Origin of the sequence: Streptomyces sp. RPT161 (assembly GCF_027533845.1) — a bacterium.
Taxonomy (GTDB): Bacteria; Actinomycetota; Actinomycetes; order Streptomycetales; family Streptomycetaceae; genus Streptantibioticus_A; species Streptantibioticus_A silvisoli_A.
Map to the genome: position 1 here is coordinate 55,331 of NZ_JAPZVN010000016.1, position 25,085 is coordinate 80,415.

Annotated in this window: 26 protein-coding genes and 1 pseudogene; 19 read left to right on the plus strand and 8 right to left on the minus strand. The window is 67.1% G+C overall.

Annotated features, from left to right (window positions below; translation table 11 throughout):
- Positions 1-69 precede the first annotated feature (69 nt).
- A complete protein-coding gene (gene dndA / locus O5O46_RS25915; protein WP_269857990.1) occupies positions 70-1,206 on the plus strand; it encodes a cysteine desulfurase DndA in 1,137 nt (378 codons plus the stop codon).
- Here dndA and O5O46_RS25920 read toward each other — a convergent pair.
- Positions 1,197-2,681 carry a DNA phosphorothioation-associated putative methyltransferase gene (locus O5O46_RS25920; protein WP_333482425.1) on the minus strand — a complete coding sequence of 495 codons (1,485 nt, stop codon included), beginning with the start codon at positions 2,679-2,681 and terminating at the stop codon, positions 1,197-1,199. The genes dndA and O5O46_RS25920 overlap by 10 nt on opposite strands.
- 282 nt (positions 2,682-2,963) lie before the next feature.
- Between O5O46_RS25920 and O5O46_RS25925 the strand changes: the two genes are divergently transcribed.
- Both O5O46_RS25925 and O5O46_RS25930 read left to right on the plus strand, forming a co-directional pair.
- Positions 2,964-3,242: a hypothetical protein gene (locus tag O5O46_RS25925; protein ID WP_269857992.1), complete on the plus strand. Its 279-nt coding sequence runs from the start codon at positions 2,964-2,966 to the stop codon at positions 3,240-3,242.
- 132 nt (positions 3,243-3,374) lie between these two features.
- Positions 3,375-4,304, plus strand: a complete 930-nt coding sequence (locus O5O46_RS25930; RefSeq protein ID WP_269857993.1) for a DUF5655 domain-containing protein — start codon at positions 3,375-3,377, stop codon at positions 4,302-4,304.
- A gap of 120 nt (positions 4,305-4,424) precedes the next feature.
- On the opposite strand, the gene O5O46_RS25935 is transcribed toward O5O46_RS25930, so the two are convergent.
- The 3 genes from O5O46_RS25935 to O5O46_RS25945 all read right to left on the minus strand — a co-directional run bounded on the left by O5O46_RS25935 (position 4,425) and on the right by O5O46_RS25945 (position 6,490).
- The gene (locus tag O5O46_RS25935; protein ID WP_269857994.1) at positions 4,425-4,625 is read right to left on the minus strand and encodes a DUF397 domain-containing protein; all 201 of its coding nucleotides are present in this window, start codon (positions 4,623-4,625) and stop codon (positions 4,425-4,427) included.
- A 54-nt stretch (positions 4,626-4,679) separates the two neighbouring features.
- Positions 4,680-5,258, minus strand: a complete 579-nt coding sequence (locus tag O5O46_RS25940; protein ID WP_269857995.1) for a hypothetical protein — start codon at positions 5,256-5,258, stop codon at positions 4,680-4,682.
- Positions 5,259-5,728: 470 nt separating this feature from the next.
- Positions 5,729-6,490, minus strand: a complete 762-nt coding sequence (locus O5O46_RS25945) for a DNA-methyltransferase (protein ID WP_269857996.1) — start codon at positions 6,488-6,490, stop codon at positions 5,729-5,731.
- Positions 6,491-7,077: 587 nt separating this feature from the next.
- On the opposite strand from O5O46_RS25945, the gene O5O46_RS25950 reads away from it, so the two are divergent.
- From O5O46_RS25950 to O5O46_RS25980, 7 genes are all read left to right on the plus strand, one after another.
- Entirely contained in the window at positions 7,078-8,208 is a 1,131-nt protein-coding gene (locus tag O5O46_RS25950; protein ID WP_269858063.1) for a C40 family peptidase, read from the plus strand.
- Positions 8,209-8,281: 73 nt separating this feature from the next.
- Positions 8,282-8,590, plus strand: a complete 309-nt coding sequence (locus O5O46_RS25955) for a DUF6112 family protein (protein ID WP_269857997.1) — start codon at positions 8,282-8,284, stop codon at positions 8,588-8,590.
- Between the two features lie 41 nt (positions 8,591-8,631).
- Positions 8,632-9,276, plus strand: coding sequence for a hypothetical protein (locus tag O5O46_RS25960; RefSeq protein ID WP_269858064.1), 645 nt, complete (start codon positions 8,632-8,634; stop codon positions 9,274-9,276).
- Between the two features lie 30 nt (positions 9,277-9,306).
- A complete protein-coding gene (locus O5O46_RS25965; RefSeq protein ID WP_269857998.1) occupies positions 9,307-10,791 on the plus strand; it encodes an SCO6881 family protein in 1,485 nt (494 codons plus the stop codon).
- A 150-nt stretch (positions 10,792-10,941) separates the two neighbouring features.
- A complete protein-coding gene (locus O5O46_RS25970) occupies positions 10,942-12,408 on the plus strand; it encodes an SCO6880 family protein (RefSeq protein WP_269857999.1) in 1,467 nt (488 codons plus the stop codon).
- 37 nt (positions 12,409-12,445) lie between these two features.
- Positions 12,446-12,898 carry a DUF6238 family protein gene (locus O5O46_RS25975; protein ID WP_269858000.1) on the plus strand — a complete coding sequence of 151 codons (453 nt, stop codon included), beginning with the start codon at positions 12,446-12,448 and terminating at the stop codon, positions 12,896-12,898.
- Between the two features lie 18 nt (positions 12,899-12,916).
- Positions 12,917-14,485 carry an ATP-binding protein gene (locus tag O5O46_RS25980; protein ID WP_269858001.1) on the plus strand — a complete coding sequence of 523 codons (1,569 nt, stop codon included), beginning with the start codon at positions 12,917-12,919 and terminating at the stop codon, positions 14,483-14,485.
- 32 nt (positions 14,486-14,517) lie between these two features.
- On the opposite strand, the gene O5O46_RS25985 is transcribed toward O5O46_RS25980, so the two are convergent.
- Genes O5O46_RS25985 through O5O46_RS25995 form a run of 3 tightly spaced genes read right to left on the minus strand, consistent with a single transcriptional unit; the run spans position 14,518 to position 17,637 of the window.
- Positions 14,518-16,236, minus strand: coding sequence for a hypothetical protein (locus O5O46_RS25985; RefSeq protein ID WP_269858002.1), 1,719 nt, complete (start codon positions 16,234-16,236; stop codon positions 14,518-14,520).
- A complete protein-coding gene (locus O5O46_RS25990) occupies positions 16,233-16,556 on the minus strand; it encodes a helix-turn-helix domain-containing protein (protein ID WP_269858003.1) in 324 nt (107 codons plus the stop codon). The genes O5O46_RS25985 and O5O46_RS25990 overlap by 4 nt, the downstream gene beginning before the upstream one ends.
- Before the next feature lie 4 nt (positions 16,557-16,560).
- Entirely contained in the window at positions 16,561-17,637 is a 1,077-nt protein-coding gene (locus O5O46_RS25995) for a tyrosine-type recombinase/integrase (RefSeq protein WP_269858004.1), read from the minus strand.
- 228 nt (positions 17,638-17,865) lie between these two features.
- On the opposite strand from O5O46_RS25995, the gene O5O46_RS26000 reads away from it, so the two are divergent.
- From O5O46_RS26000 to O5O46_RS26010, 3 genes are all read left to right on the plus strand, one after another.
- Positions 17,866-18,600 (plus strand): hypothetical protein, encoded by a 735-nt coding sequence (locus tag O5O46_RS26000; protein ID WP_269858005.1) that lies wholly within the window; start codon positions 17,866-17,868, stop codon positions 18,598-18,600.
- A 29-nt stretch (positions 18,601-18,629) separates the two neighbouring features.
- Positions 18,630-19,127: a hypothetical protein gene (locus O5O46_RS26005; protein WP_269858006.1), complete on the plus strand. Its 498-nt coding sequence runs from the start codon at positions 18,630-18,632 to the stop codon at positions 19,125-19,127.
- A 377-nt stretch (positions 19,128-19,504) separates the two neighbouring features.
- A complete protein-coding gene (locus tag O5O46_RS26010; protein WP_269858007.1) occupies positions 19,505-21,292 on the plus strand; it encodes a type IV secretory system conjugative DNA transfer family protein in 1,788 nt (595 codons plus the stop codon).
- Positions 21,293-21,407: 115 nt separating this feature from the next.
- Here the strand turns inward: O5O46_RS26010 and O5O46_RS26015 are convergent, their stop codons facing one another.
- The gene (locus tag O5O46_RS26015) at positions 21,408-21,785 is read right to left on the minus strand and encodes a hypothetical protein (RefSeq protein WP_269858008.1); all 378 of its coding nucleotides are present in this window, start codon (positions 21,783-21,785) and stop codon (positions 21,408-21,410) included.
- A 172-nt stretch (positions 21,786-21,957) separates the two neighbouring features.
- Here O5O46_RS26015 and O5O46_RS26020 point away from each other — a divergent pair, with 172 nt between their 5' ends.
- From O5O46_RS26020 to O5O46_RS26045, 6 genes and pseudogenes are all read left to right on the plus strand, one after another.
- Positions 21,958-22,143: a hypothetical protein gene (locus O5O46_RS26020; RefSeq protein ID WP_269858009.1), complete on the plus strand. Its 186-nt coding sequence runs from the start codon at positions 21,958-21,960 to the stop codon at positions 22,141-22,143.
- Complete coding sequence (locus O5O46_RS26025; RefSeq protein ID WP_269858010.1) at positions 22,140-23,306, plus strand: DnaB-like helicase N-terminal domain-containing protein; 1,167 nt, start codon at positions 22,140-22,142, stop codon at positions 23,304-23,306. Before O5O46_RS26020 ends, O5O46_RS26025 begins: the two co-directional genes overlap by 4 nt.
- 67 nt (positions 23,307-23,373) lie before the next feature.
- Positions 23,374-23,952 (plus strand): hypothetical protein, encoded by a 579-nt coding sequence (locus tag O5O46_RS26030; protein ID WP_269858011.1) that lies wholly within the window; start codon positions 23,374-23,376, stop codon positions 23,950-23,952.
- Position 23,953: 1 nt separating this feature from the next.
- Positions 23,954-24,238, plus strand: coding sequence for a DNA cytosine methyltransferase (locus O5O46_RS26035; protein WP_269858012.1), 285 nt, complete (start codon positions 23,954-23,956; stop codon positions 24,236-24,238).
- 16 nt (positions 24,239-24,254) lie between these two features.
- Positions 24,255-24,524: pseudogene (locus tag O5O46_RS26040) on the plus strand (DNA cytosine methyltransferase); the annotation flags it as partial.
- Positions 24,508-25,020, plus strand: coding sequence for a hypothetical protein (locus O5O46_RS26045; RefSeq protein WP_269858013.1), 513 nt, complete (start codon positions 24,508-24,510; stop codon positions 25,018-25,020). The pseudogene O5O46_RS26040 and the gene O5O46_RS26045, both read left to right, overlap by 17 nt.
- The last annotated feature ends 65 nt before the right edge of the window (positions 25,021-25,085 follow it).

Sequence of the window (25,085 nt, forward strand, 5' to 3'; positions counted from 1 at the left end):
GCGGTATCGTAGCAGCAGTACGTTATCTGAGAGACGTACCGACGTTAAATGCGGGGAGAGGGCTGAGGGATGCCAGCGACGTACCTAGATGCAGCTGCCACTACACGTGTCGACGAGCGCGTCGCGGAGGTCGTGTTGCACTGGATGACGGAGGAGTTCGGCAACGCGGGCAGCCGGACACACGATTATGGCAACCGGGCCAAGAAGGCTGTTCAGCGAGCGCGTGAGCAGCTCGCTGCCCAACTCGGAGCCCGAGCCGATGAGTTGATCTTCACCAGTGGCGCCACCGAGAGCAATAACATCGCCCTGCTTGGGCTCGCGACTCACGGCCAGGAGGTGGGGCGCCGACACATCATCAGTTCAGCGATCGAGCACAAGGCGGTCATCGAGCCGCTAGAACACCTGCAGACGCGGGGCTTCGAGGTGGACTTCATCAAGCCCGACTGCCGCGGCAGGATCCACACGGAAGCCGTCAAGGAGCTACTGCGCCCAGATACGCTCCTGGTCTCTCTGATGCACGTCAACAACGAGACCGGGGTCGTCCAGCCCGTTGCCGAACTCGCAAGGCATCTCCGGGAATCGGCCACCTACCTGCACGTCGACGCCGCCCAGGGATTCGCAAAACTGCCAGACGACTTGACCGCCCCGATCGACATGATCAGCATCAGCGGACACAAGATTGGGGCGCCCAAGGGTGTGGGCGCGTTGCTTATCCGTCGCCGTGGCTGGGACCGGATCCCCCTGCAGCCGATCATGTTCGGCGGCGGACAGGAGCGGAAGCTTCGCCCGGGCACGCTGCCGGTTCCCCTGGTGGTCGGACTGGCCAAGGCGGAGGAGATCTTCCGAACGGAACGCGACCAGTGGGTTGCAGGGGCGCAGAAGGTGCGCGAGGAAATCCTTGCGGCTCTATCCGGAACTCGGTACCACCTCAACGGTGACCCAGACCACAGCGTGCCTCACATCCTCAATGTGTCCTTCGAGGGTGTGGATGCGGAAGCCCTCATTGTGAGGCTTAGGGATATCGCCGCGGTTGCGACGGGCTCGGCATGCACCAGCGCCTCCTACACTCCGAGTCACGTCCTCACCGCTATGGGACTGCCGGAGAAGGTCGCAGCGAATGGCCTGCGCCTGTCCTGGTTCCCCTCTCAAGCTGACAATCTGGACATGCAGCAAATTGCAACGGTTGTCCGATCACTTCAAGACTGATCCTCGGGCTGGCGCACCGGCTCTTGCGCGTTGCGGCGCACCAAGCGGTGCCCGCGCAATTCCCGACCGCAACGGACCAGCTCGGCCTCCCAACCTCGCTCGGTCCCAATGAGGTGCGGCCGCTCATACAGTCCTGCACGCACCTCGGCTTCAGTGAGCCGCCGGTACTTGGGTACGTCCGGGTCGTCAGCCGCCAGAAACTCGTGCTTTCGGTGCAACAGGGGGCGGTTCGTAGAGTCCGTATAGGAGGTGTGCGTGGTTTCTAGGCTCTTCATCTCCACCGCGTATGACGTCGCTAGCTTCGGGTGCGGATCGCGGTCAAACTCCGGGTAGTCCAGCCAGCTCACCGACCTCCCCTGATGCCGGAGTTTGACGACGTTCCAGGCAGTCGGCCGCCCGGCTGCGATGGCAGCGCAGTGCTCATACAAACGAAGTACGGTCGGAATTTGCTCCACCGCGCGAAAATGAACATAAAGGGCAGTGGGCGTGAGCTTGCCAGCCTTCGAGGCCCGCATGGCCCCGCGAACGTAGGCATCATCGCGGAGCTTGAGCATGAGGCGGTCGGCGCGCTTGCATGCCTCTGCGTAGGAGGAGAAGCAAGCGCGGATGTCCAACTGCACAGACAGCGGCAAGCTACCGAAGGGGCCCCGGCCGTTGAACAGCTCAACCGCAAGAAACAGCAGAGTGTTGAGTGTTGTCCGGTTGACTCCAACTGACACCTTCTCCGGTGCAGCGGTTCGCCGCACCAGACGTTGGAGATCAGCACCGCTTAGGTGCCCCAGGAGCTCCGCCAAGGGGTCCGGCATCTCTTCGAGGCGAGGCAAACGTCCACGGCGCTCCGTGTAATCAACAACCGCAGTGATGGCGGAGGCAGTATCGTCGGAGGTCATCCAATCCACATTAGGGACGATCCTGCGCGCGAGGAATGCGATGCGCGACGAGTCCTCACGGAACGCATATACAATTCCGGGAGCGGCCGAAACACAACGGACTCCTGTGACATCTTCTACGAAGGCTCGCAACTCTCCAGTGCCAAAGAGGTGCTGGAAAGTCTGGCGGCTGGTAAGCACACCGTCCGCATACTCCTCGCCGCGCACCTTGCTCCGTTCCCAAGTCAATCGAGCCGCGACGACCAAGACAGAGCGAGCGAGCCCCCATGCGCGGACCAACGTCATGCGACGTTCAGTCGGATCTTCGATCACGTTGAGTACGTATGTCAGCAGAACAGCGTCCGACACCTCCTGGGCGTTGCCAGGGAAAAAGTAAGGGTCCCAGCCCTTGGCGTTCACCTGCATTTGCTGGAGGCCGTGGACGTCGTCGCCACGGCCACAGCCGTAGTCCAAGACACTGACGCCGGGTCGGAGCTGGCCATCGACAACCGCCTGGCGGGCTGGAACTGACAGGCCAACACGGCCAATGGCCGTCAGACGCCGCTCTGTATCCCACCCTGCCGCCATAGCACTCCACCGCCACATGCCCGCCCTCACCACACATGCCCACCAAGCGTATTGATTGGCTGCACTCGTGGCGACAGATGACGGCGGCGACGCCCGCACTAGGGACCCTAGACCGAGTGAAGGCCCTCACACTGACAGTGGCATCCGCCGGTGACGGCTGTGCCCCTGACTCGCTGCTCAGCAGAGAGCTACTGGCCGGTTGGAGTCTCAGCCAGCCAGTCGAGCACTCAGTCGTGGCAGTGCCGGAATCACCGGTTCGAGCGATGGCCCCACAATTCGAACATATGCTTGAATCTGGCCATGGTCCACACCTTCCCCGACGACCTCATGCAGGCCCAGCGCGACTGGTACCGCGTGTATCAGCAGCTCGCGGGGGCGGAGCACGAGGCGCAGCTAACGGTTTTGCGGCGTGCATTGATTCAATTGTCCGTGCAGATCTCGACCCATACGTACTGGGCGAGCCTGCCCGGCACGGCGCCAGCCGCCCGACTGGAACTGAAGCAGGCAGCCTGGGACGCGCTCTCCCAAGAGCAGGCCACCGCCTCACAGCGTCCACCTGCTAGCTGCGGGCATGGCTGAGGCCCGTCCCGGGGACCGCGCGTCGTCGTGGTGACGCCGGATGGCGAGGAGGTTCGAGCCGGCCTGCCGGAATACAGGTGTGCGGTTTGCACTTGGGTCTTCTCGTAACGCCAGCAGGAGGGGGAGGCCCAGGTGACCGACCTGAAGTTGTTCCGTCTCGACGACGAGGGACGCGATGTCGAGATGCGCGGCTCAACGGCGCCGCTGGAGCGCGATCTGCAGCGGCGGATCGAAGCGGGCATGGAGGCGATGCTGGGCATCCGCTTCCTGGCGTCGGAGTACCCGACGGGTCCGTGGCACCGAGGACGGGTCGACTCGCTCGGGCTGGACGAGAACGGGACTCCGGTGGTCATCGAGTACAAGAAGGCCAGTCATGCCGGAGTCGTATCCCAGGCGGTCTCCTACCTATCTTGGCTCAAGAGCGCGCGCCACGAGTTCCACGCCCTGGTGAAGGAGCGGCTTGGCGATGACGCCGCCGAGTCGATCGATTGGCGCACCCCGAGAGTGGTGTGCATCGCCAGCGACTTCTACCAGCACGACCGGATTGCTGTGCGGGAGTTGGGCAAGCGTATCGACCTGGTGCGGTATCGCTTGTTCGACGGGGGCTTGCTGAGCCTGCTGTTGGTGGAGTCCGTGTCGGGCTCTGCGGAGCCGGTGAGCGAGCCGTCGCTGCCTGACCGTGGCGTGCTGCCGTCTGCTGGAGGCGGTGGGAGGACGGTGTTGGCCACGTTGTACGGTGCGCCGTCGTCGCTGCGCGCGCTCTATGACGAGTTGCATGAGGTGCTGACCGCCTCGGGTGAGGTGGAGGTGGAGGCGAAGCTGCATTACATCGCCTACCGGCGGATGGTGAACGTGGCGTGTGTGCAGTTCCGTCCTGCTCAGTCCGCGATCGTGGTCTACCTGAAGCTGGACCCGGACTCCATCGACTTGGAGGATGGGTTTACCCGGGACATGCGGGGTGTCGGGCATCATGGCACCGGTGATCTGCAGGTGCGGATCACTTCAGCCGCTGCTCTGGAGAAGGCGACCCCCTTGATTCAGCGGGCTTTCGAGGCGGCATGAGTGAACGATGCAGGTCGGCTGGTGCACCGGTTACGGCGGTGCACCAGCCGCCGGGTGTGTGGGGACCTAGCTGGTGGTGGTCTGGCTCAACCATGCGACCAGCCCCGCGCGCAGCGCTGGTCAGTCGCGTGGTTTCAACTGTTCTATGGAGTTAACGAACTCCGACCATGCAGTGGGCTCAAAGGCGAGAGTGGGGCTGAATGGGTCTTTGGAGTCCCGCACGCAGACAGTGGGTGCAGGGCCAGGGCCCATCGCAACTTCGACGCAGTCGAGCCCTGCCGAGTCGCAGTAGCGGGACCTAGTCCAATGCATGGGCCTCATCTTTCCTCCTCCATTGACTGCACAGCCTGGCAGGGCACTTGTCGTTCGAAGGTGTCACGTAGCGCCATAGTCGTTGGGCCGCTGGATCGGGAGCTCCGAGATGCCGAGATCTCTTCGCATGGTCTGCCTCACCTCGTACAAGCCCTCCGAGGCGCGTTCCAGTCTGTCCTTGATTTCTTCCAAGGACTCCTCAGTTCTGATCGCCTGCTCGTGCTGGCCGAGTAAGGCGTGGAGGCGATGAAGTTGATGCACGATGTTGCCTGCGACAGCAAGTACGTCATCGCTGATCACCATCTGCGCCTCAGCGTATACGTCGCGTAGGATGCGACGAGGTTCTTCGCGCTCTCGGGCCTGTTGAGGGCTCGCCTGCCCAGATGCAAGAGCGAGGTAGTCTCTCGACAGAACCGAGTGGAACTGCCGTAAGCGCTGGTTGAACGCCGCGTACGAGGCTCTCCGCGCGCTGAGGGCCTCACGGCGTTCTACCGCCAGTTGTTCTTCCCGCCTCTGCCTCTCTGCATGGTCAAGTTCCACCGTCTTGGTCTGAAGCGCGCTCCGGTGTGCCAGTAGCCCGGACGCAAGTGTGCCGATCACCCCGACCACAGAGACGACCAAGGCGCTCATGGAAGGGTCCATGGCCTGAATGTAGCCCAAAGGCGAGCCATGGGTCCCTGGGTTATGACGATCGCAATTGCTGGTAGTGATCAAGTCAACCGGGCAGATCCCGCCTTCAAAGCCCGCGTCGCCGCAGCCCGGCTGGGTGGTAGCGCTCCGGTCGTGCTGGGCATAACGGGTCCCCACGGGTACTGGCCCTAGAACGCGGCGAACCGGCGTGTCATCGGGGTCCGCGGAGCGATCGTCTGGGGCCTCCTGCAAGAAGCGGGCGCGCTGCTGACCGGCTTACCCCGACTGCAGCGCCTCGAACACAGCGGATGCCGAACCCAGCAGGACAGCACCCTCTATCAGCTCCAGGCGGTCGGAACCGGCCGACTCGTCTACGTTCGGCACCTCAGCCTCCGTTGCATTGAATGCAACATTGTTGAGGCTTGCCCATCCCATAAGGCAACACCCGAGGCACGGGCTTCGGGTGCTGCCTTGACGCTCTGTCAGTCACATCCGGGACCTGCAAGGGCGAAGTCCTCGCGCGTCAGAGTAGGTTGCGCTGCCCGCAACAGACGCTCTTCCGCAACATCGGCGTAGTGCGGGGACAGTTCGACACCGATGAAGTCGCGGCCTTCGCGTAGGGCGGCGACGCCGGTGGAGCCGCTGCCGGTGAACGGGTCGAGCACGGTGCCGCCTTCGGGGCATATCCGGACGAGCTGCTGCATGACCTCTACGGGCTTTTGTGTGATGTGGACTCGGTCCTTGCGGGGCTGGGAGGCAATGAAGTGGCCGGGCAGGTAGAGGTCACGGTCCTTGTCTAGGGTGCCCTTGACGCCCCAGAGGATGAACTCGGACGACTGTTTGAAGCCGCCCTTGCGGGGACGGGACGCGGGCTTGATCCAGGGAATGGTGCCCGTCCAGGTCCAGCCTGCCATCTGCAGCGCGTCGCTGGTGGTCGGCTCCTGCCGCCAGTCGGTGAAGACCATCGCAACGGAGTGCTCGGTGGCTGCTCGGTACGCCTCGGTGAGCAGTTCGGTCAGCCAGGACCGGTAGCTCCTCTGGTCGCGGTTCTCGCCAGGGAAGTTGGCCAGGTCGTGTGCTGCGTCGCCGGAGGTGTACTTCGCGCGGGCGGTGCGGCTGGTGCGCTCAGAGCTGGTACGTCCGCCACTGTTGTACGGGGGGTCGGTGATGACGGCGTCGATACTCTCGTCGGGCAGGGCCTTCAGCACGGTCAGGGCGTCGCCTCGGTGCAGGGTGTAGCTCATCGCTAGGAACCTCTCGGGTAACGGTTTGGGCCAGGCTTCGAACGCCGCCGTAGGGGGGCCACTGGAGTGCTCGAAGTGGGGAGTGCGCCGGAGGTTAGCTGTGTTTTCCGGCCGCACCTAACGCGGCGGTCCGGGCCCAGGTGGGCTGCTCGGGTGGTCGTTTGGTGCGGCCGGAAATCGCGTCTACTGTCTCGCTTCGTCAGCGCGACGGAGCCCTGCTCCACCGCGCTGACCTGTGCCGATGCATGATTTCGCGCGTCCAATCGCGCCACTGCATCAGCTCGTTGTCCGCACCCATACATCCGCACAAGGAGGCGCCTGCATGCACAGGCTGAGATTACGAGGGCGGCTGGCTGCCGCTGACTGATGTACGTCTGGCGTTCCGGGACTACCAACTCCGTTGCCGGGCCAGCCCTCCGGGGCTGATTCACACCGGCGCGGTGCCGACGACTTTCCACAAGGAGTTGGCACCGCGCCTCCTACGACCAGCAAGGAGACGATGCGATGCAGCACGCTCTCATACACCCGTCGCCCGGCCCAATGCCGGCTACAGCTCCGGCTGTTCGCTGCGGCGTTGGGCGGTGGCAGTGAAGAAGACCTCAGCCGCAGCGGCCGTCGGGCTCGTCGCCGCCGGTCCGCTGATGCTGGCCCTGCCTGTCGTGGTGGCCGCAGCGGCAAGTGCACAGGCTGTCTCCTGTTCAACTGGCAGTCCGCGGTCTGTTGATGCTGCGGTGGTCGCCGCCCAGGTGAAGACCACCTTGGGCGGAGGCGCCAAGACATCGGTTTCGGTTCCGGGGCTGGATGATCCGGCAGAGCAGGTGCCGAACGCCGAGACGATCGTTGCCACCGGGTTGGCGATGCATATCCCGACCCGTGGGCAGATCGTGGCGTTGGCGACCGCGTTGCAGGAGAGCGGCCTGCGTAATCTGAACTACGGCGACCGCGACAGCCTTGGGTTGTTCCAGCAGCGGCCGTCTGCGGGATGGGGCACGCCTGAGCAGATCATGGACCCGGTGCACGCCAGTACCGAGCTCTACTCGGCGCTGGAGGAGGTCTCCGGCTGGCAGTCGATGACTGTCGCTCAGGCCGCCCAGGCGGTGCAGCGGTCAGCATTCCCGGATGCCTACGCGAAGTGGGAGCCGCTGGCCACGACTCTGCAGAAGGCGATCGAACCGTTGCTGGCGAAGGCCAGTGGTCCGAGTGCCGGCCCGTCACCGAGCGGCTCGTCGCCGAGCGGCAGCGGTGGCTGTTCGACCAGTGACGGCAGCAGTTTTGGTCCTATTCCCGCCGGGGCGGTGCCGTCCGAGTATTCGATCCCGGCGGATGCTTCGCCGCACGTGCGTACCGCGATCCGGTGGGCGCTGGGGCAGCTTGGCACTCCGTATCAGTGGGGTGGTAGCTGCACTGATCCGCATGGTTCGGACCCGATGGGGCGCTGTGACTGCTCGTCGCTGATGCAGATGGCCTACAAGGCGGCGGGGGTCTCGCTGCCGCGTACGACCTACGAGCAGGTCGTAGTCGGCCAGCCGGTGCCGGTGAGCGCCCTGAAGCCAGGTGACTTGCTGTTCACGCGAGGCACTGCGGCGGCGCCCGAGCACGTCGGCATGTACATCGGTGACGGGCTCGTCATCAACGCCCCACACACCGGTGACGTGGTCCGCATCGCCACGCTCGCCGCCTGGAAGCCGCAGATCCTCGCGGCTCGCCGCGTCGTCTGACCGGCGCTTCCTCTTCCCCCTTCCTCTCTTCACGGCGTGCTTCCGCGCGCCCACTTCCGAACTGGAGTTCGCAGTGATGCTCGCTGATAAGGCCATCCAGCTCGCCTACGATCCCGGTATCAGTCCCAATAGCGGCGGCCTGCCTGGCTTGCCGGTCTTGAAGCAGGTGATCGGCTCGATCAACCTGTTCGGCATCATCGCCGTGGTCGGCGCGCTCGCGGTCAGCGCGGGCGTGTGGGCCTGGGGCCACCACTCCGGCGGCCACCAGGCGGAGGCGAACGGTAAGAAGGGCGTGCTGGTCTCCGCCGGTGCGGCCCTCCTGCTGGGCGCGGCGAACGGCGTGGTCGCGTTCTTCAGCACGCTGGGGACGCAGGTCCACTGATGTCCACCCGCAGCAATGACTCCTCCGGCGGCGCACCGCGAATGCGCCGCCGGGCGCTGATCGGCACCGCCGTCCTGGTCGTGCTCGTTGTCCTCGCCGGCTTGTTCGCCTACCTCACGCGCGACAGTAGGACGCCTGCCAAAGCGCCTGCAAGGGGGCAGAGTTCGGCATCGGCCGTTCCTTATGCGCCGTCGCCGTCGGCATCCGCGTCTGCCGGACGCGGCACGCTGCCAAGGCCTCCGGCGACGCACGACCCGATCGCCTTCGGCAGGGCAGCAGCCACCGCCCTGTGGTCATACGACACCCGCGCCTACTCCCAATCCCGGTTGCTGACAGCACTGCATGCCTGGATGACCAGCGAGTCGAAGTACGCGGATGTCGCATCGGTCGACGAGCAGGTTCCCTCGGCCCAGTTGTGGGAGCAGATGGCCCAGGACCGCCAGTACGCCACCGCTACCGTGGCCGAGGCCCACTTCCCGGCCTCGTTCACACAGGCGCTGCAGGCAGACCCCGGCGCGATCGCCCAGGCGTACATCTACGCCGTCACCGTCACCGGTAAGCAGTCCATCGCGTGGAGCGGCTCGCCCCACGGCGGTGCCGAAGACCGTTCGATCACCCTCGCCGTCCAGTGCCACCCCGGCAAGGATTGTGCCCTGGTGGGCGTCCTGCCCGCCGTCGCCCCCTGACCCCCGAGACAGAGAAAGGAGGTATCTGCCATGGGAGTCTGCGACATCCCCTTGATGGACAAGGTGTGCGACGTCGTCGATGGCATCAACTTCGTCAGTGACCCGGGCAAGAGCATCACCGACGGCATCGGCGCGTGGATAGCCAAGTCCATGGGCGAGTTGGCCACCAGTGCCGCGAACCTTGCCGCCAAGGCCGTCGACAAGACGACGGCCATCGACTTGAACGCCTCGTGGTTCAGGAACAACTATGACCTGATTCTTCCAATCGGTCTGGCGTTGATCGTCGGCACGTTCTGCCTGCAGCTGATGCTCGCCGCCTGGCGCCGGGACGAGCGAGCACTCGCCCAGGCCGCCTGGGGCACCATGACCGGCGTCCTGTTCTCCTTCTGCGCCGTCTCCTTCACTGCGGTCGCCGTCACCGCCGTTGACGCATTGTCCGACGGGCTGTTCAAGGCGGCCAACCTCAGCATCGCGGATGCGGTGCGACGCATCATCAAGGTCTCCGAACTGGGGGCGATGTTCCAACTCGGCTGGGCGATCCCCGCCCTGGTCGCCGTTGGTTGCGCGATCGGCGCCTTCTTGTACTGGTGTGTCATGGTCGCGCGCAAGGTCGGCGTGCTGATCCTTGTCACACTCGCGATCTTCGCCGGGGCTGGTGGCGGTTGGGAGGCAGCCCGGCGCTGGCGGCGCGGGTGGATCGAGGCCACCAGCACCCTGGTGGTCTCCAAGCTGCTGATGACGGTGGTCTTCCTGATCGGCGTCAGCGCGATCGGCAACAGCGATACCAAGGACGGCATGGGTGCCGTGTCGGACGCCATGGCGGGCATCGTGGTGATGGTCCTGGTGCTGTTGTGCCCGTACGCCACGTACCGGTTCATCCACTGGGCGACCGACGGTGGCGGCCACGATGAGGTCCACCGATCCGGTGTCGCGGGCATGGCGGTCGCGGCAGGCGCGGCGAAGACTGCGGGCAGCCTGGCCTTGCAGATGCGCACCGGCTCTCCGGCTCCGCAGGGGCCGAACCAGGTTCCGGGCATGGGTCCGTGCGGCGTCGCCTCCGGCATCGATCCGACCGGTCGGATCAGCAAGGAAGGCATCGACGCCGGACCGCCCCGGCAGCCCACCAAGTACCGGTACGGCGAGGATTCGAACGCCAACGGTGACAGGGGTCGCACTCTCATTCAGCGGCCCGGCATCCCACCACTGATCACCCGACCCGGCACGGCAGGCGGAAGTAATGCCTCCGAGTCCCGCGAGCCTGCGACCAGCGACGGCTCGGCTCAGCAACTGGCCTCCCCGAGTAGCCAGTCCGGCGGACTTCCGACCAGGTTCGTACCCGCCGCTCCCTCCGGTCCGGAACGCGGTGGAGATCCCGGGCCGATCCGGCCTATCGGCAACGGTGTGTCCGCTCGCCGATCGGAACCGGCGGCGGGCAGTAACGGCCCGTCGGCGACCGGCTCGCCGACCCCGGCTCGCTGGAACTTCCCGGACCAGCCGCCAAGTTCCGATGCCTGATCCATCCGCGGGGCGGGCTGGTCCGCTACGCACAGCCCGCCCCGCCTCCTCCTCGTTCCTCAACCGAAACAGGTGTCCCGCGATGACTTCCAGAAGAGCGTCCCGCCTCCGGTCGCCCGATATTCCGTGCTCATACCACCTGGATTCCCGATGTCTGACTACCCGGCCACCACCTTGGCCGCCGTAACGTTCCCGCACCGCTCCCGCCGCGGCATCCTGCTCGGCCTGACCACCGCCCAGTTGATCGTCCTCGCCGCTTCTGGCCTGCTGCTGCTCGCCGTGATCCTCACCCGCGGCGTGGTCGGCGCCCTGCAGCTGCTGCCCGCCTGGGCCGCCATCGCCTTGTTCGTCTTCGTCCGCCACCGGGGCCGGTCCCTGGCCGACTGGGCACCGATCGTCACCCGCTACGCTCTACGCCGCATGCGCGGACAGATGATCTGGCTCGTGCGGCCGACGCGCCGCCCGGTGCGCGAGGGCCTGTTGAACCTGCCCGGCACCGCAGCCAACCTGCGCGTCGTCACCTCTCCCGACCGCCGCTACGGCGCAGTTCACGACCCCCATGCGGGCACGCTCACCGCGGTGGTGAAGGTGGCCTCCCGCGCCTACGCCCTGCTGGACCCCGCTACCCAGAACGCCAACGTGTCTGGCTGGGGCCGGACCTTGGCAGCCTTGGCCCGCACCAACCAGGTCGCCCGCATCCAGGTGATCGAGCGCACCGTCCCCGATTCCGGTGACGCGCTGCGCCGCTACTGGGACGAACATGGCCAGCCCGACGCGCCGCTTGCAGGCGCCGTCTACAGCGAACTTATCAAGAACGCCGGGCCTGCCGCCGCCCCGCACGAGGCGTATGTCGCGGTCGCACTTGACATGAAGGCCGCCCGCCGGTTGATCAACCAGGCCGGTGGCGGACTGATGGGCGCCTTCTCCATCCTCACCCAGCTGACCGCGACGTTCGACCAAGCCGCCCGCACCGCCGGTCTCAACCCGACCAGCTGGTTGTCCGCCACCGAGATCGCGGCGGTCGTACGCAGCGCCTACGACCCCACGTCTCTTCCGGCGCTGGACCGTTGGTCGTCCACGGGGCGCCCCGAGGCTGATCCTGCCGCCGCTGGCCCGGTGGTGGTCGTGGAGAAGGCTGACCGCATCGCTACCGATTCGGCGTTCCACACCACCTACTGGGTGGAGAACTGGCCCCGCACCGAAACCAGCGCGGGGTTCTTGCACCAGCTGCTGTTCACCGCTGGCGTCCGCCGCACCCTGTCCCTGTCCTACGAGCCGAAGGGCCTCGATGCCGCACTGCGCGATGTCCAGCGCAAGAAGGCATCCGTCATCGCGGACGCTGCCGAACGCGTCCGCCGGGGCCAGGTCGATTCCGAAGTGGACAGCATCGAGTACCAGGACATCAAGGCTCGTGAGCGGCAGCTGATCGCCGGGCACGCTGATGTCGCATTGACCGGGCTACTGACTGTCTCGGCCGACTCCGAGGAGGAGCTGCGCTCTGCGTGCGCGGTCGTGGAAACCGCGGCTGTCGCTGCCCAGCTCGATGTTCGCCCGCTGACCTGGCAGCAGGCCGAAGCCTTCACCGCCGCCGCCATGCCGCTCGCCCTCGCCGCCTGACGCCGGCTCGCCTCCCTGCCGAAAGAGCGCCACCTCCATGTCCCACACCACGACCCCTGCCGCGCAGGACTTCGTTCCGTACGCGACCGCGGCAATCGACTTCCATCGGGCACTGAACCTTCCCGGCGGCGCCCTGGTCGCCACCCGCGCCGAGTTGGACTCCCTGCACGCCCACCTGATTGCCCTGCACGGCCTCATGGACGCCCATGTGGCACGCACGGCGCCGCTGATCGAGACCGAGGGCGATCACCTCAAGGCCGCACGGACCCGGATTTGGCAGGCCGCCGCCCACCTGCACGCCGCCTACCACACAGCACCCATGCCCGACACCGGCGATGTACCCGCCCAGGAGGCGTGCACAGCCCGCCTGCCCGAGGGAGCCCCTCAGCTGACGATCTGCCAGCGCCACCAGGGAGCCTCCCGCACCGTGCGACGCCAGTCCACCCCGGCCGACCTGCACACCCCGTTCACCGGCCTCATCCGCCACTGACCAGCCGAGAGCACTGCCATGCCAAAGACCCGCGCCAGCGCCAGCCCCCTGTACATCCCCCGCAGGACCTCCCGCTCCCAGCAGCGCGAGGCGCGAGCGGAGTTCGCCGCCGCGCGCCGTCAAGCCCGCCACGCCGCAGCACCCCGCCAACGACACGCCGCACAAGGTGTCGACCCGGAGCTGCGGGCGACCTACCCCGCCTCCGGGCGCCCCGGTCCAGCGTCAGCACGAGGGGGCAAGCTCGGGCTACCCGCGCACCGGATGACCACCGCCACCGCCAGCGGCGCGTACCCCTTCCTGGCAGAAGGCGGCCTGGGTGCGGAAGGGATCTTCATCGGACGCGATGTCCACGCGGAGGCGGCGTTCTGCTACGACCCGTTCAGCCTGTACAACAGCGGTCGACTCGACGGGTTCACCAACCCGAACGCGGTGTTGGCCGGGATCATCGGCATGGGCAAGTCCGCCCTGGCCAAGAGCATCGCGACCCGAGCGATCGCCCACGGCTACCGCATCTACGTCCCTTGCGACCCCAAGGGCGAATGGACCGACCTCGCGCATGCACTCGGCGGCTACGCCATCGCCCTCGGCCCCGGTCTGCCAGGGCGGTTGAACCCGCTCGACGCCCCGGCCCGACCGATCGGCGTGAACGAAAGTGACTGGGCCAGCGAGGTCCGCAAGCGCCGCCTTCTGCTCCTCGGCGGCCTGGCCCGCACCGTACTCAAGCGCGACCTGCGGCCGATGGAACACACCGCGCTCGACCTCGCCCTCGACCTGGTCGTCGCCGACGCCGAAGCCCGCGACGCAGTGCCGCTGCTCGGCGAAATCGCTCACGCACTTGGCAGCGCCCAGCGTTTGGATTCCGCGCTCGGCGAGGGGGCCGGGCGGATGGGCCCGGCCGCACAGAACCTCGCTCACGCCCTGCGACGATTGGTCCACGGCGACCTCAGCGCAATGTTCGACGCTCCGTCGACCGTGAAGTTCGACGCCAGCGCACCGATGTTGTCGATCGACCTGTCTCGGCTCGGCGGTGCTGGCGACGACGCCGCTCTCGTGCTGGCGATGACCTGCGCCAGCGCCTGGATGGAATCCGCCCTCGCCGACCCCCACGGCGGACGTCGCTGGGTGATCTATGACGAGGCTTGGCGGGTGATGCGCCACATCGGCCTGCTGGAGCGCATGCAGGCGCAGTGGAAGCTCTCCCGCGGGCTCGGCATCGCCAACCTCATGATCATCCATCGCCTGTCCGATCTGCTCTCCGCAGGCGACGCCGGATCACGCGGACGCGTCCTCGCCGAGGGACTCCTCGCCGACTGCTCCACCCGCATCATCTACCGCCAAGAACCGGACCAACTCGCCACCGCCGCCTCTCTACTCGGCCTGACCGGTGTCGAAACCCAAGCTGTCTCCGCCCTCACCAAGGGCCGAGGGCTATGGAAGGTCGCGGGTCGCAGCTTCATCGTCCAGCACCTTCTGCACCCGGCTGAGCGGCAACTGTTCGACACCGACGCCCGCATGGCCGCCAAAGGCGCCGAGTTCACGAAAACTGAAGCGCCTTTGCTGCCTGTCCGGCGCCGGGAGGTGCAGTGATGAGTGTAGGTGAGGTCCTGAGTTCCTGTCGGCTACTGCTCGGAGTCGCCTTCGGGGTCGGCCTGTGCGAGGACCAGGGTGTAGCGCATGGCCGCGTCGATTCCGATGCCGAAGAAGTCGCAGATGCGGCGTACGTCGCCGCCGGTCGCGAAGATCTCCTGAAGGATGCGGTCCTCGCGCAGGGCCTGTGGCTTCACGTCGAGGGTCCGCCAGGCGTAGAGCCTGCTAGTCGGTGTGGTCCGCGGAGCGGTCTTGCGGTTGACGATCAGGTGGGGGTTCAGGGTGCTGGGCCAGCTCCGGGCTCGGTGGTCAAGGTAGGCGGTGAGGCGGGTCAGGACCGGCCCGGCGAGCGGGATGGTCTTCTCGCCGAGGGTGAGCTTGCCGTCGCTGATGTCCGTGAGCTGGATCGCGGCGAGTTGCGAGCCGGTCAGTCCGTGGAAGGCAACCAGCGCGACGGCCAGGGCCACGGTGACATCGGACGAGTTGAGCGCATCGCGGATCTTCGTCGTGTCGAGAGGCGTGGGGATGGTGGTGTTGCTCCGGGCTATGGGGACGCCTCTCGTGGGGTTGGTGAAGACCTTCTTACGGGACTTGAGGACGGCGAATACCGAGCGCAGGCCCTGGTCAGCGAAGAGCCGGTTGGCTCCTTCGGCCGGGAGTGCCTCGACGAAGTCCTGCCTGCTGATCTCGGCGAGCGAAGTGTGTCCCTGGTCGGCCCATCGTCGCCAGATCGGGGCCATGCCCTGTATGTGGAGGTGGATGGTCTGCTCGTGGCGGGGACGTCGCCGCGGGGCGGTGGCACTGCCCTTGAGCATGACGTCGAACCACAGCTGCAGTTGACCGGTCATCTCTTGCGGCAGACCCGTGGTCTTCTTCGCGAAGTACCGCTCGACGGCCGTGGTCCGGTCGTCGACCAGGAGGTCGGCGGCGGCGAGGATCTCCAGCGTCGAGGTCTGGGTGCCGCCGTATCGGATGCTGGCGGTGACGTCGCTGACCAGGATCTTCGCGCCCGGCCAGTCCTGCAGGGCGTCCAGCAGTTTGAGGGTGTGGACGACGCTGTTGGTCTGTCGCCGCGTCCATGCGTGTCGCTCGGCGTGCTCGCGCAGGACGGGCTCGCAGTAACGCAGCAGCCGCGAATCGCCCGTCAGTGCACGGTTCTTGATGGCGCCGTGGCCGGGTGGCATACGGAACAGCAGCAACTGGCGGGTACCGGTAATGGTCTCGGGAATTGCTGGTGGCCGCTTCTGGTGCAGTTCACGGGCGCGGGCGGCGCGGCGCCGGGCGGCTCCGGTCTTGTCGTACTGGAGGTTGGCGAAGAAGAGCTGCTGCCCGTGCTGTCTGACGGTCTCCAGGTTGGGGGCCCGGCCGGGCTGTTGATGAAGGCGGGCGTTCTCCCAGCACAGTCGGCAGGCGCCCTGGCCGTTGATCCGGCTCTTGCGTCCGCAGAACTCGCACGTGTCGACGGGATAGTGGGTGAACCACCAGCGGCAGCTCCAGCACTGCCAGCTGGTGGACCGGTAGACGCCCCAGGCCAGGCAGCCCTGGCAGGAGCCGACGTGGAGCGGGGCTCCGGGATGGCAGCGGGTGCACAGTCCTTGGCTGAAGTAGTCCACCCCGCCACAGGCCCGGCACGGCGGCGGGATGAACGGGCCGCCGGGCAGGCAGCTGTAGCAGAAGTCCATCCGCGGCTTGGTCCAGGCGACCCGGTTGACCTGGCAGACCGTGCACTTGCCGGGCGGTGGGGTGCTCATAGCGGCGGCTGCGAGCGTGGACGGCCGAACCGCGGGGCGACGACCGGACCCGCATCGGAGGCCGCGGCGGTCTCCTGCTCGGGCGGCCGACGTGCGGCGACCTTCTCCGGTTCGCGGATCAGCAGCGCGGTCGGCTCGCAGTCCAGGACCGCGCAGATCACGTCCAGGTCGTCCAGCCGGATTGAGGTCGGTGTCCCTGTCCACAGTGCCGACATCTTGCCCGCGCTGATCTCCAACCCAGCTTGGGCCAGGAGCCGACGCATCTCGGTGGACTTCCAGATGCCGCGCTCGGCGGCCTTCAGCCGCAGGTTCCACTGCACGGGTTCACACCTCTCCCAAGCGCGCTTCGAGTCGCTCGTTCGCACTCATCCAGGCTCGCTCGACGTGATCGCTATGGACGTGGATGTAGCGGCTGGTCGTCGACAGCCACTCGTGTCCGAGGAGTTCTTGCAGGGCCTTCAGATCCATCCCGTCCCCGTAGAGCGAGGAGGCACAGTAGTGCCGCAGGACATGGGGCGTGAGCCTTCCCGCCCAGGCTGGCAGCCACAGCTCGGTGGCGCCCGACAGACCGGCACGCAGGGAACTGTGGTTGATCCGCGTGCAGTGCCCGGTGAGCTCGTCATGCCGTTCGCTGGGCAGCAGCGGGGCGTCGGGATGGGCCCAGTCGGGTCCGAACTGGTGGCGTACGTCGGTGAGCCACCAGTCGATCAGACGGTCAGCACCGTTGATCGCCGGGACCATCCGCGGCTTGGGCCCTCGGCCACGGCTGCCCTTGCCGTGCCGGACGTGGAGCTTGCCGAACGTGCCCAGATCAGGGCGCCAGTCACGGATGTCGAGCATGCGTGCCTCGTTGATCCGCAGTCCCAAGCGGCGCCACAGCGAGGCCGCGAAGTAGTTCCGGGCGGCCGGCAGATACTTGCGAGCCTCGGAGACCGACGTCCGCCACTGCCCGAAGAGCTGGTCGACCTCCGCGTCGGAGGGCGGGATCCGCATGTTGGCGAAGACCGGACTGCTGGGGCGGTTGTACTCGTCGATCGGCTGCTGGACCACGGAGCCGGTCAAGACGTGGATGTCGCCCTGGTACCGGCTGATCACGAAGTCGTAGAAGTAAGCCAGCATGCCGGCCTTGCCCGCCCGCGTACTGTGGGCCCGGCCCTCCAGCCGCAGCCCCGTCAGGAAGCGGTCGGCGTCGTCGCACGATGCAGTCCACAGCGGGCCGTTGAGGGTCCTCGCGAACTCGAAGATAGCCGCCCGCACATTGCCGATGTGGCTGTCGGTCAGGTTGGCCGCGGCCATGGACAGGGCGAACTGATCAACGATCTCTTGCTCGAAGTCCTCGATGTCGCGCTGCGTCCGCAGCGCACGAGCCGAGGAGATGTTCCGGATGACTGCCAGTGCCATGGGCCGCTCAGTTCAGCGAGACAACGACTGAGTCGAGATTACTGGCAGAGCTTCAGGATTTCCGACGAACCATCAAACTTCGTTACCCAGGCCGGGCATCCCATGCCACCTGGCCTGCAGCCCACTCCCACCGCCCCGGCCCTGAACGAACTCGGCGGCCTACAGACATGAGTCAACCAGAAGTACCGCGATGCAACCGTCCTTGACCACCGACACAGGAACACCGTCATGGAACCTGCCGACCTGGCCTTTGGCCGTCACCCCCAGTACGGCATCGTCGCCCGCAACACCCGTGACCTGCCTGCCGGTCAGTGGATGCTCGACCGCCTCGACTTTCGGCGAGTCCCGGACCATCCCCATCTGTACGCACTCGCCGACCACTACCGCGACGGCCGGGCACACACCGCCCAAGCCATCGCCACCTTGCGCAAGGCTGGCTTCGCCGTAGACGCCGATGTCGAGTTCGAGCCGATCGAACACGCTGCGCAGGCCGAACAGTTCGTGCACTACGAACCTGTCGCGCCCGATGTGGCGTTCGCCGAGCACCCGCAGCTCGGCGTAGTCGCCGCCATCGATGACGGTGCCCGCCTTGGCGGCGAGTTGCTAGAACAGCACGGATGGCAGCACCACCCCGGGCTGGACATCTATACGCTGCCGAACAACATCGACCGCTTGCAAGCGCTCGACCACGTCGCGGCAGCTGCCCTTGCCGCGCAGCGTGCCGACCTCCTGGTGGCCGTACACCCCGAGTTGGCCCAGGCCGTAACGCATCACCGCACCGCGCAGGCCACAGCCCTCCACGCCCAGCACACCCCTGAACAAGGGTCTTCGATCAGCGATTCCGCGCTCGCCCGCAGCCCTGCGGTCTCCGCCCTGCCTGGCACGCCGACAACACCTGCCCCGGCGGCCGACTCTCCGGCGCGGCCGGTCGATCCACGTCGCGATGTCTCCCGCTCTCGCTGAGACCCAACCCACTGGAAGGAGCCATACCGGTGGCTGTGAAGAAGATCTGGACGATCACGCACTCGTGCGGACACGAGGTCGAGCGCGATCTGTCGGTCCGCCCTGCGGACCGCCGTGCCGGTTTCGCTGAGTGGCTGGCCAAGCAAGAGTGCACCGATTGTTGGAAGGCTGCACGCACCGATCGCGAAGAAGACAGGGCGGCCTGGCTGGCCGCCAAGCGTGCCGAGGAGCAGGCCGCCGCCGATGCCTGGTCGGCACGGTACCGGATGCCTCCGCTGGAGGGCACCGAGCGGGGGATCGCCTGGGGCGCGTGCTGCCGCCACCAGTTGGTGTCCGCCGCCTACACCTCTCTGGTTCTCGAAGGCGACATGGGCGATGCCGCGTGGCAGCAGATAGAGGACGCGACCCGGACAATCACCCGCGCCGGCTGGTGGATCGACAACCGCGCCTCCGAACCCGACGACCTCCCCGAACTCCTGGCCGCCGGAACCTCTAGCGACCGGTCGTGTGAGAACCCGTTCCTCTGACCAGCGGGGCGGCGTCCCAACTCACCGAGCGTGCCCCCCTGTTGACCTCGGCAGCTCCGCCGCCTAGCACCTGTTTCCGGCCGAACCAAATCCGCGATCGGGCGGATCCTCATCGTCGACTAGTCCGCGCAACGGGCTTCTCCCTATCCCGTCGCCGTCCTCGAGGCCCTCGTGATCGCGCACCTGCGGTACAGCGCACCGGGTCGACAACCGGTGGACAGCCCTCGCCTTCGGCGCCCGTGTCCGCACGGACATCGCAAACCGGGTACGCCCTCCCGTCTCCATCCCCATCTTCGAACAGGAGCTTTCCGCATGACCAGCAGAAGAGTGCCGCGCATTCCACCTTCCGCTATCAACTTCGCTTCCTGGACTGCTTCATGCCTGCCCCGCGTACCAGCGCGCCCTCGGCCACCACCGGTACCGACGCGCTTCTCTACCTGCTGTTCGGCGCCGTCGGCGCCGCCCTCGGCTACGGCTCCCTCGCCTGGCTGACCGGCAACCTCACCAACTCTCTGCTGGGCTCCGGAGCTTGGTCCCCCTACCAGCCAGCGGAAACGATCCTTCATCCAGCCGAACTCTGGCCCGACCTTCCCCCCACCGCGCTGCTCATCGGCACGCGGGTCCTCCCCTCCATCCTGCTCAGCGCCGCCCTCACCACGGCAGCGATCTTCTGGCTGTCCCGGCGTAGCGGTGCCACAACCGGGCTGGCGAGCAAGGCGGATCTCGCTCCGCTACTGGACAAGGAGACCGCCGCCAAGGCAAAGAACCTGCGGCCGAGCCTCTCCGGGCTCAATCCCAAGCAGATCGCCCCGGCCGATCGCGGCCTCCTGCTTGGCACCCTCGATCCTGGCCGAGTGGAGGTTCGTGCCTCCTGGGAGGACGTCCTGGTGGCGATCATGGCGCCGCGCTCCGGCAAGACCTCAGGGCTGGCCATCCCGGCGATCCTGTCTGCGCCCGGGCCGGTGCTGCTGACCTCCAACAAGGCGGCGAACGACGCCTTCACCACCACCGTCGACGCGCGCTCCAAGGTCGGCACGATATGGACGCTCGACCCGCAGCAGATCGCGCACCACTCACGCCTCATGTGGTGGGACATCCTCGCCGACGCCCACGACCTGGCTGGGGCCAAGCGTCTGGCCGGGCACTTCGTCGCCGCCTCCGTGGACGACTCCAACGGCAGCGACTTCTGGTCCACCGCGGCGAGCAACACTCTCGCGGCCCTGTTCCTGGCGGCCTCCTCGTCCGGCCGTCCGATCACTGACGTACTCGCCTGGCTCGCCTCCCCGGCCGACCGCACTCCGGTCGACCTGCTCACCGATGCCGGACACGTGGCGGTCGCCGCCCAGCTTCAGGGAACCGTCAGCGGCGCAACGGAGACGCGGGACGGCATCTTCGAGACCGCGCGGCAGTACGCCAGTTGCCTGCTCGATCCGGAGATCGCCGCGTGGGTCACCCCTACCGACGAGCACCCCGAGTTCAAGCCCGCCGACTTCGCCACCTCCAAGGACACGTTGTACCTGCTGTCCAAGGACGGCGGCGGCAGCGCGAGCGCGATCATCGCCGCAGCCGCCGACGCGGTGATGCGTGCCGCGGTGATCGTCGCGGAACGCTCCGGCGGCAGGCTCGACCCGCCGCTCCTGGCGATCCTCGATGAGGCCGCCAACGTGTGCCGCATCTCGGACCTGCCGGACCTGTACTCGCACCTCGGCAGCCGTGGCGTCATCCCCGTCACGATCCTGCAGAGCTACCGGCAGGGCCAGAAGGTCTGGGGTGAGACGGGCATGGATGCGCTCTGGTCCGCCGCCACCGTCAAGATCATCGGCTCTGGTATGGACGACGCCGACTTCGCTGACCGCGTCTCCCGCCTCGTCGGCGACCACGACGTGCAGACCTCGTCGGTCTCCACCAGCGACGGCGGCAAGTCCACATCGATCTCGATGCGCACCGAACGGATCCTGCCCCCGGACGCCATCCGTGCCCTGCCCAAGGGGAAGGCTCTCCTTCTTGCCACCGGCATCCGCGTCGCGATGCTCACCCTCAAGCCCTGGTACAAGGAGCGGTCCGTCAAGGAGATCGGCCCCGCCTCCGCAGCCGCCACGAAGGCGATCACTGGGCGGGCCATCGCCAAGACGCTACGGCGCGACGACTTCGGGACTGCGGCATGAGCGGTCTACGCCTGGTTCCCATCCGCGCAGAAGACCCGGCGCCGAGCGCGTTGCCTCCCCCCTGTGGCAAGCGGCGTGACCACCGCAGCGGCCCTGCGGATCCTGTCGCCGCAGGTCACCAGCTGAGGACCCCGCCGCCCATCGCCTGTGCGCGCCTGGCGGCATCTTCAATGTTTGCCAACCGCCTAGAAATTACGTCCCGGTGTTCCTCAACCGTCCGCACGGCGGGCGTCCCTGCCACGATCGTCTCGAGGTGTTCGCGGAGCAGAGCGCACTCTCGCAGGAATGCTGGCACCTGGTCGACGTCAACCTGCAGGTCGGCAGCGGCGAGGACCGGAAAGAAGCGGGCTCCCAACGAACGGACCGCCTCCGACCCCCACACCCGGGTACGCCAACGCTCGAATCCGGCCAGGTAAGAGCATCCTGCTGGAACGTCCAGCACCTGCATCTCACCGTCGGCTCCGATGACGAAGACATCCACCGACAGACTCATGAGCGCATTGGATCACAGCAGCCTTGCGTCGGCCTATGGACTTTAGCGCTGGTCCTGCCGCTTCGTGCCCCCTGCCGAGGCCACTTCGGCCTCTCCGCCCTATATCCCCTTGCACCTTCGTCAGGAGGCATTGGTGTCCCGTCACACCCCTACCGTCCCTGGGCTGGCCGATATGCCCGTCGTTCGGCTCGGCGACCAGTGGTGGCTCGTCGCCGACCGCGGCTCCGTACCCATCGCCGACCCCGCCTTCAGCGGGGAGCTGGACCAGTTCGCCGCCGCGATGACCGCCGCGAACCGCGCGGTTGCCGCACTGCGCCCCTCACAGAACACCGACGAGAGCGACGCGGAGTTGCAGTGAACGTGCTGATCGAAGCCGAGCAGGCGGTACTCGGCGCTGTCCTGCTTGATCCCGGTCAGCTCGACTCGCTGGCTGGTTGGTTGTTGCCCGACCACTTCTCTCGTCCCGCGCACCAAGCCGTGTTCGCCGCGATGCTCACCCTCCGATCGCGCGGTCACTCCGCGCTGGCCTCCAAGGGCGAGGCGCCGCTGGCGTGGGTGACCGACACCTTCGCCGAGGCTGATCGCCATATCCGGGGGCTTACTCGGTCGTACGCGCACACTCTCGTCGCCGCATGCCCGCGCGCCGGGAACGCCCCGGTCTACGGGCGGATGGTGCTGGAGGGCGCGATCCACCGCAGCGTCCTGGAGCACGCCACCCGCCTGTGCCAAGTCGCCGATACCGATGCCCTGCAGAGGGTGGTCGACAGCACCGTGGACCATGTTCAGATCCTGACCGACGTCCTCGACGATCTGTCCCGGCGCTGGGGCTGCGACCCCAAGCCGCTTCCGCCACCCGACGATGTCGACCATTCCTACCCGGTCGCCGCCGCGGGTAGCGACGGGCAGTCCGAGGATGAGCAGTTCCTCGTGGGGCTACTCATCGATCGGCCGGACGGCATGCGCCAGGTGGTGGAGTGGCTGCGACCGGCTGACTTCGCCGACCCGCTCTGCGGGCGCCTCTACCGGTGCCTCGGTGCCTTGCACCACCGCGGTGAGCCCATCGATGCCATCACCGTGCAGTGGGAAGCCCAGCGACGCGGCCTGTTTGCCGACGGCTCTCTGAATGTGGACCAGGTCGGTGCCATCTGCCGGAGCGGCGGCGTTGGATCGCCGGAGTTCCTAGGCGAGCGTGTCTTGGCCTCGTCCCTTGTCCGAACGGCGTCGGCCTCTGCCCGCACGATCCAGGATCTGGCCCACGACGAGTCGCTCGCCCCCGGCCGCCTGATCGGCTACGCCCTCCACGCCCTCCTATCGGCCCACGAGGTCCACGAGCGCTGGCGCACCGCCACCGGCACACCACCAGCCGGGAGTGCCGAACCTGTGGCGAATGCCGAGCACGCGACCGCGCGCGTTCATGCGGCTCTGGCTCGCAGCCAACCCCAGCGCTCGAGCCCGGCCCTGGCTCGGACGTCTGCCGCCTCCATTCCCACCGCCCGTCCCGCTGCCCGGAGCCACACGTGATCCCTCGCAGACCAGCCTTGGCCGCCCTCGCCCATGCCTTCCGAATCACTATGGTCAGGAGTTCGCCATGCCGTCCGCCTCCCCTGCCCACGCTCTGCGCGCTGCGGCTTTCGCCTTCGACGCCCAGCGCGGCAAGCTGCCGGTCGCCGGGGATCCCCACCGATCGCCCGAACCCACCTTCGTCTCCCGGCAGATAGCCGAACTGAGCACACTAGTCACTGACTTGAGTGAGGAGGTCGCCTCCAGGGCTGTACACGACTCGACCGCTCCGGCTGACGCGCGCGTCGCCACCGCCTTCGCCGCAGCGCTCGAACCCGCTGGCCAGGCCATCGCCGCGCTCGGTACGGTCAGCCACCAGTTGGCTTTCGTGGACCATACCTGGGCCAGGCGCCATGAGCCGGGTGTCCGCGATGTTCACGGACGAATCCCGCACGTCATTGAAGACGCCCTCTCTGAGGCCCACACCGCTCTCCAGGATGCCTCCACTGCCCTCCACAGCGCAGCGACATTGATCGCGCAGCCGACGCTTCGACTGAAAGCCGCCCTCAGCCGCACCACGACAGCCATCGCCAAACCGTCGACTGTTCGCACCGCAGGCCCCGCCCCGGCGGCTCCTCTCGCGGCGGCAGCCACTCGAGGGCGGTGACATGACCGGCACCACTCAATCCCATTTCCCGCTGATCGGGAGTCTGTGCTCGGGATACGGCGGCCTGGACCTAGGCGTCCAGGCCGCCCTCGGCGGCAGCGTGGCCTGGCACGCCGAGATCAACCCCGACGCCTCCAAGGTTCTGGCCCGGCACTGGCCAGACGTGCCGAACCTGGGCGACATCACCACCATCAACTGGGCCGCCGTACCGCAGGTGTGCGTGCTGACCGCCGGTTTCCCCTGTCAAAGACGTCTCCGTTGCCGGTCGACGCGCCGGACTCAGTAAAGACACCCGCTCCGGCCTGTGGCTGCACATCGCCCGTGCAGTCGAGGCCCTCCGTCCTTGCCTTTTGGTGGTGGAGAATGTCCGAGGACTCCTCACCTCACCCGCCGGTTCCCCTGGCGACATGGAACCCTGCCCGGGGTGTCTGGGAGACAACCCAACCCAGCCTCTTTTGCGGGCACTTGGTGCCGTACTCGGCTCCCTGGCCGACCTTCGGTATGACGCGCGGTGGCTCATGCTTCGCGCCAGCGACGTCGGAGCACCCCATCATCGTGCGCGGACCTTCCTCGCTGCCTGGCCCGCCGATCGATCTGCTCAAGACTCCGACGTCGAACTTGGGCACGAACGGTGGGAGCCAGCACCCGAACAAGCGCAAGCAGGGCGGCCACGGCCCATCGCTGGCCGACGAGGTGGAGTGGCTGCTGCCCACCCCGAAGGCCAGCGACGGAATCAAGGGATCGCCCAACCAGTGCTACGGCAGCGGCGACCTGACGCTCCCATCAGCGGCGGCGTCCCTGTGGTCGGCGTCGAGGACCAACGACACGGGCGCCCCTGGTCGCAGGCCCGGCAAGAGCGACCGTCCACCCTCGTCGGCGGTGGTGCTGCCGTTGTGGGACGACCCGGACCCGGGCAGCAATCAGTCACCGGTCAGTGGGGGCGGTACGCAGCGGCCATCACCCGATGGGAGAACCTCACCCGGCCGGCACCAGCTCCGACCGACGACGCAGGGCGCCTTCAACCAGCTTTCGTGGAATGGATGCAAGGGCTCCCTGCGGGCTGGGTGACTGCCACCCCTGGCCTGGGTCGACCGGCTCAACTCATCGCACTTGGCAACGGCGTTGTCCCCCAA

Coding starts and splice junctions, on each gene's coding strand:
- O5O46_RS25995 (WP_269858004.1), bottom strand. CDS start 17,637: ATGGCACTGGCAGTCATCCGGAACATCTCCTCGGCTCGTGCGCTGCGG.
- O5O46_RS25935 (WP_269857994.1), bottom strand. CDS start 4,625: ATGAGGCCCATGCATTGGACTAGGTCCCGCTACTGCGACTCGGCAGGG.
- O5O46_RS25965 (WP_269857998.1), top strand. CDS start 9,307: ATGGGAGTCTGCGACATCCCCTTGATGGACAAGGTGTGCGACGTCGTC.
- O5O46_RS26000 (WP_269858005.1), top strand. CDS start 17,866: ATGGAACCTGCCGACCTGGCCTTTGGCCGTCACCCCCAGTACGGCATC.
- O5O46_RS26035 (WP_269858012.1), top strand. CDS start 23,954: ATGACCGGCACCACTCAATCCCATTTCCCGCTGATCGGGAGTCTGTGC.
- dndA (WP_269857990.1), top strand. CDS start 70: ATGCCAGCGACGTACCTAGATGCAGCTGCCACTACACGTGTCGACGAG.
- O5O46_RS25975 (WP_269858000.1), top strand. CDS start 12,446: ATGTCCCACACCACGACCCCTGCCGCGCAGGACTTCGTTCCGTACGCG.
- O5O46_RS25985 (WP_269858002.1), bottom strand. CDS start 16,236: ATGAGCACCCCACCGCCCGGCAAGTGCACGGTCTGCCAGGTCAACCGG.
- O5O46_RS25980 (WP_269858001.1), top strand. CDS start 12,917: ATGCCAAAGACCCGCGCCAGCGCCAGCCCCCTGTACATCCCCCGCAGG.
- O5O46_RS25940 (WP_269857995.1), bottom strand. CDS start 5,258: ATGGACCCTTCCATGAGCGCCTTGGTCGTCTCTGTGGTCGGGGTGATC.
- O5O46_RS26010 (WP_269858007.1), top strand. CDS start 19,505: ATGCCTGCCCCGCGTACCAGCGCGCCCTCGGCCACCACCGGTACCGAC.
- O5O46_RS25920 (WP_333482425.1), bottom strand. CDS start 2,681: ATGTGGCGGTGGAGTGCTATGGCGGCAGGGTGGGATACAGAGCGGCGT.
- O5O46_RS26015 (WP_269858008.1), bottom strand. CDS start 21,785: ATGAGTCTGTCGGTGGATGTCTTCGTCATCGGAGCCGACGGTGAGATG.
- O5O46_RS25970 (WP_269857999.1), top strand. CDS start 10,942: ATGTCTGACTACCCGGCCACCACCTTGGCCGCCGTAACGTTCCCGCAC.
- O5O46_RS25960 (WP_269858064.1), top strand. CDS start 8,632: ATGCGCCGCCGGGCGCTGATCGGCACCGCCGTCCTGGTCGTGCTCGTT.
- O5O46_RS25945 (WP_269857996.1), bottom strand. CDS start 6,490: ATGAGCTACACCCTGCACCGAGGCGACGCCCTGACCGTGCTGAAGGCC.
- O5O46_RS26030 (WP_269858011.1), top strand. CDS start 23,374: ATGCCGTCCGCCTCCCCTGCCCACGCTCTGCGCGCTGCGGCTTTCGCC.
- O5O46_RS25925 (WP_269857992.1), top strand. CDS start 2,964: ATGGTCCACACCTTCCCCGACGACCTCATGCAGGCCCAGCGCGACTGG.
- O5O46_RS26020 (WP_269858009.1), top strand. CDS start 21,958: ATGCCCGTCGTTCGGCTCGGCGACCAGTGGTGGCTCGTCGCCGACCGC.